The following is a 5101-nucleotide window of genomic DNA, read 5'->3' as shown; positions in this document are numbered from 1 at the left end:
GCCCAGATCTCGGCACTGCCTTTGCCAGGTATCGAAGCAATTCCCGGCTTTTTCAGATCTGCGTGAACCGAAAAATCATTGGCGCTCGTTCCCGTGGATGCCTTCGCCACGAGATCTATATTTTGACCGCCGACAGTGCCTGCGTTCTTGTAGAGGGCGCGCTTGGTTGAACCAGTGGCGGCACTGGTCATATCCGACGCCTTGACGTCTTTAAACTTCAGCTCCGCCGCCGAAGCCGTTGCCATGATTGAGGCAAGCAAGATCACGAGCAAAATGAGCGAATTAAAAAGGGACGTGCCGAAGCCGGAAAAGCGCGCGCAATATGTTTTCAACTAAATACCTGTCTTTCAAAAATTCGGTCKTGATAAAAACACAACTTATAATTGTATTGATTTTTTGAAATCGGCAGAATCAAAATGGGCAAAAACAAGGCAAATTATGCAATTCGCTATATTTGCACGCTGAGATTCCGTCAAGTGAAAGTTTAAAAATTCAAGAAAAATTTTAAATATTTCAACAAGTTAGTCAAAAAATGCAACTTACGGTTTATAGACGATTGCGTAGTTGTAGTTGAGACGCAGCCGTCCCCGACGGCTGAAAAAAGCACACGCATATGTTGTAGCCGCCGCCATCGATATGGCCTTGGCTGTTTCATCTTGACACATTGCAAACGTTTGCCGGAGCAATTAATATATCAATTGGCCAATGGAGATTTTCGTGGATACCCTTACCGCACCGCGACACTTGCGTCTTCACGCGAGCGACAATGTGATTGTTGCTGTTGATACATTTCAGGTTGGTCAGCACATCGAGGCGGTAACCGTGGCAAGTCGCGTTCCGCGCGGCCACAAGCTGGCTTCTCGCTTGATTGCAGCGGGTGAACCTGTACGCAAATTCGGCCAGATCATCGGCTCCGCTTCCAAGCGGATCGAAGCTGGGGAATGGGTGCACGAACACAACCTGGACTACAGCAATTTTGTTCGCGAACCGGATGCAACGCACTTGGTTCCTGCAAATGGCATTTTGCCCGTAAAGCAGCGCGCAACGTTCGAAGGTTTCCGCCGGGCTAATGGCCGTGCCGGGACGCGCAATTATATCGGCGTACTGACCTCAGTGAACTGTTCTGCTTCCGTCGCGCGCTTCATCGCAGAGGCCGTGCAGAAATCCGGTCTGCTTGACGAATACCCGATGATCGACGGCATTATTCCGCTGGTGCATGGCGGCGGCTGTGCGCTCGACATCAAAGGCGAAGGCTACGAAGTCCTCAAGCGCACCCAGTGGGGCTACGCGTCCAATCCGAACATTGCCGCTGTGCTGATGGTTGGTCTGGGTTGCGAAGGTTTCCAGATCGGCCGCTGGAAAGAAGCCTATAATATCGTCGAAAGTGACACGTTCCGCAGCCTGACGATCCAGGAAGTCGGTGGTACGCGCAAGACCATGGAGGCGGGCATTGCCGCCGTGCGCGATATGCTGCCGACCGCCGCCAATGTAAAACGGGAGACCATTCCGGCATCAGAACTCATGCTCGCTTTGCAGTGTGGCGGTTCCGACGGCTATTCCGGCATCACCGCCAACCCGGCGCTCGGCGCTGCCGTCGACCTTCTGGTACAGCAGGGCGGCACTGCGATCCTATCGGAAACACCAGAGATTTACGGAGCAGAGCATCTGCTCATCGAGCGCGCTTCCAACCCGGAAGCTGTCGAGCGCCTGCAATCGATCATCGCCTGGTGGGAGGATTATACGGCCCGCAACAAGATGGAAATGAACAACAATCCCTCACCCGGAAACAAGGCTGGCGGCTTAACCACAATTCTGGAAAAGTCTCTCGGGGCTGTTGCCAAATCCGGCACGACACCGCTTGAAGCGGTTTATGGTTATGCCGAGCCGGTCACGGCGCATGGTCTCGTTTTCATGGACACGCCTGGCTATGATCCGGTTTCAGCAACGGGACAGGTCGCGGGCGGTGCCAACATCCTCGCTTTCACCACAGGGCGCGGCTCGGCCTATGGCTGCAAGCCGACGCCCTCGATCAAGCTTGCCACCAATACGCCGATGTATACCCAGATGATCGAGGACATGGACATCAATTGCGGCGATGTGCTCGACGGCGTGTCGATCGAGGACAAGGGCAAAGAGATTTTCGAGCATATTCTCAAGATCGCCTCGGGCCAGCGCAGCAAATCCGAAGAACTCGGTTATGGCGATGCAGAGTTCGTGCCATGGCAGATCGGCGCCACGATGTAATGCTCTATGCGGTGGTCTGCTGCTGTTTGGCGCGGGCTACGATCTGCGTCGGATTTACAAACCGCAACGCGACCAGCAACCAGACGAGCGTCGTGACCATATAGACGACAGCCATCGCATCGATCGATTGCACAGCGCGGACACCTGAAGCAAAGACCGAATAGTAAAGCGCGACGACAAGTGTTTGGCTGGTCGGGCCCGCCGTAAGGAATGTCAGCTCGAACATCGCTACAGTACGCACCAGAACCAGCAGCAGGGCCGCCAGAATACCCGGCAGCAGCATAGGCAACAGCACATGTCTGAACAGCTGGAATGTTCCGGCGCCGAACACGCGCGCCGCCGCCTCAATCTTTGGATCGATCTGTTCGATGAACGGTATCATGACGAGGATCACGAAGGGAACCGTCGGCACCAGATTGGCAAGAACAACGCCACAAAAAGTGCCGCCGACGCCAGCCTGATACAGCACCGTGGCGAGCGGGATGCCGAAGGTGATCGGCGGCACCAGTAGCGGCAGCAGGAACAGCAGCATGACCAGTTTCTTGCCGGGAAAATCTCGGCGTGCGAGCGCATAGGCAGCGGTCACTCCGAGGAGGCCAGACAAAGCAACAACGGTAAAGACAATCTGAAAGGTGACGATGAGCACGTCGCTCAGCTGGAATTCCGACCACGCAGTGAAGTACCACTTCGTTGTCCAGCCAGCGGGTAGCCATGTGCCAAGCCAGCGTGTGCCGAACGAAGAAATGATAACGGTGGCGATCATCGCCACCAGATTGATGATAAAAAAGACGACGACTGCCCAGACAGCAGTGATCCAGATTTTGGCACCGATGGTTGTGTCGCGGATCATTGTCAGCCCTTTCCGCCCGCGGTCGAGCCGCGATAGAACATGTTGCGGATACCGAGGATCGCCACGACGATGAGCAATTGCACCACCGCCATGATCATCGCGATGGCTGAAGCCATGGAATAGTCATACTGCTCAAAGGCCGCCTGATAGGCGGCAATTGAGATGACGCGCGTCGGTCCCGCTGGCGCGCCAAGCAGGATGGCTGAGGGGAACACGGCGAAGGCCTGGACAAACGACAGACAGAAGGCGATGGCAAGACCGGGAATCAGCAGGGGCAGCATGACATAACGGAAGCGCTGCCAGCTCCTGGCGCCGTGCGTGGCTGCCGCCTGCTCCAGTGCCGGATCGATGCCCGAGACATAGGACAGGGTAAGCAGAAACGTGAACGGAAAGCCGGTGATGATCAGGGACGCGAAAACGCCCCAATAATTGTTGGTCAATTTGAGTGGCCGGTCGATTGCGCCAAGCAGCATTAACGTCCGGCTGAACCAACCCTGTGGACCCAGATAGTTCAACAGGCCTTCAGCAACGAGCACTGTGCCGAGCGTCACTGGCAAGACCAGAATGGTTGTTAGAAGCCGTTGATGCGTCATCAGCCGCACACGGAAAGCCACCGGTAGCGCGATTGCTATGCTGATGATCGTCACCGGTACAGCCAGCCACAGCGTGGTCAGGATGGTGTCATAGAGAAACGGATCGGAGAAGAATTTTCTATAGTTGGCAAAGGCGCCTCCCTCCGCCGGGGTAAATGACAAAATCAACCCGTAGATGAAGGGATAAATGAACACAGCCAGAAGAAAGAGTACCGCGGGCAGGACAAGGAGAGTAACACCATCAATGCCCCGCAGCGCCAGCCGCTGCCGCAGCGACATGCGATTGTCGAAGGGGGTTGAGATAATGCTCGCCATTTGCCGTTACGCCGCAAAAGCCAGCGCGCGCGCTGGATCGATGGAGAGCCAGATCGAACTGCCAAGCTCGGCCGTTTGCGGCGCATGAAAGACGAGCTCCAGACCCTCTGCCGTGCGCGCCGTTCCAACGAATTCGCGCCCGCGATATTCGATGGTCTCGACAACAGCCTCGACGGTTTTATCAGACTTTTGGCCGGCAACGACGTCGTCGGCCCGGGCCGCGATAACAGCGCTATCACCGACTTTCAAATTATCCCGTGCAGTCCCCGTCAACATGGCTTTGCCAACGGCAACGCTGGTGCGATCGCCATCCGTACCGACGACCTTGCCGGTCAGGCGGTTGCGGTAGCCCATGAATTCGGCGACGTCCAAGTGGTCGGGTCGTTCGTAAAGATCGCTTGGCGCGCCCACCTGACGAATTTCACCATCGCGCAGCACCACAACGCGATCAGCCAAAGACAAGGCCTCGTCCTGATCATGGGTGACATAGACAGTGGTGGCGCCAAGCTGATTGTGGATGCGGCGAATTTCCGCGCGCATCTCAAGGCGCAACTTCGCATCGAGGTTGGATAGTGGTTCGTCCATCAATACCAGCGGCGGCTCAATGACGATCGCGCGTGCGATCGCAACACGCTGCTGTTGGCCTCCCGACAATTGCCCTGGCAATTTATGTCCCTGTCCTTGCAGGCGGACTAGATTCAGCGCCTCTTCAACACGCTTTTCCATCTCCGCCTTGGCAACCTTGCGCATCTTGAGGCCGAATCCGATATTTTGGCGCACCGTCATGTGGGGAAACAGCGCATAATTCTGGAAGACCATGCCGAAGCCGCGATCCTCCGGCTTTAGTGTATCGATGCGCTTGTCGTCGATGAAAATGCCCCCACCCGTCGTCGATAACAGTCCGGCAATGCAGTTGAGCGCCGTCGATTTGCCGCAACCGGACGGCCCGAGCAGTGCGATAAATTCGCCCTTGCGGATCGTCAGCGACACATCTTTCAACGCATTGTGCGACCCAAAAGCGCGGCTCATCCGGTCAAGGCGGATCTCACTGAATGGCGATGACGCAAGCAGCATCGGGTACCCTTATAAACAGACATCA

At 55.9% G+C, this 5101-nt stretch carries 5 protein-coding genes; 1 reads left to right on the top strand and 4 read right to left on the bottom strand.

All coding sequences use genetic code 11. The features are described from left to right. Positions 1–191: hypothetical protein (locus tag ACXJ5O_RS18430; RefSeq protein ID WP_457301161.1), on the bottom strand; the 191-nt coding region annotated here is incomplete at its 3' end. A 514-nt stretch (positions 192–705) separates the two neighbouring features. Here ACXJ5O_RS18430 and ACXJ5O_RS18425 point away from each other — a divergent pair. Continuing rightward, on the top strand, positions 706–2244 hold the full coding sequence (locus ACXJ5O_RS18425; protein ID WP_457301160.1) for a UxaA family hydrolase: 1539 nt from the start codon (positions 706–708) through the stop codon (positions 2242–2244). 4 nt (positions 2245–2248) lie between these two features. Here the strand turns inward: ACXJ5O_RS18425 and ACXJ5O_RS18420 are convergent, their stop codons facing one another. The 3 genes from ACXJ5O_RS18420 to ACXJ5O_RS18410 are packed head-to-tail and all read right to left on the bottom strand — an operon-like array spanning position 2249 to position 5076. Beyond that, entirely contained in the window at positions 2249–3094 is an 846-nt protein-coding gene (locus ACXJ5O_RS18420) for an ABC transporter permease (RefSeq protein WP_457301159.1), read from the bottom strand. A 2-nt stretch (positions 3095–3096) separates the two neighbouring features. Then, positions 3097–4002, bottom strand: a complete 906-nt coding sequence (locus ACXJ5O_RS18415) for an ABC transporter permease (RefSeq protein ID WP_457301158.1) — start codon at positions 4000–4002, stop codon at positions 3097–3099. Between the two features lie 6 nt (positions 4003–4008). Then, entirely contained in the window at positions 4009–5076 is a 1068-nt protein-coding gene (locus tag ACXJ5O_RS18410) for an ABC transporter ATP-binding protein (protein WP_457301157.1), read from the bottom strand. Between the last annotated feature and the right edge of the window lie 25 nt (positions 5077–5101).

This window comes from Phyllobacterium sp. P5_D12, assembly GCF_054049495.1.
Note: the sequence above shows the minus strand (reverse complement) of the source record. Positions and strands in the feature narration are given on the sequence as shown.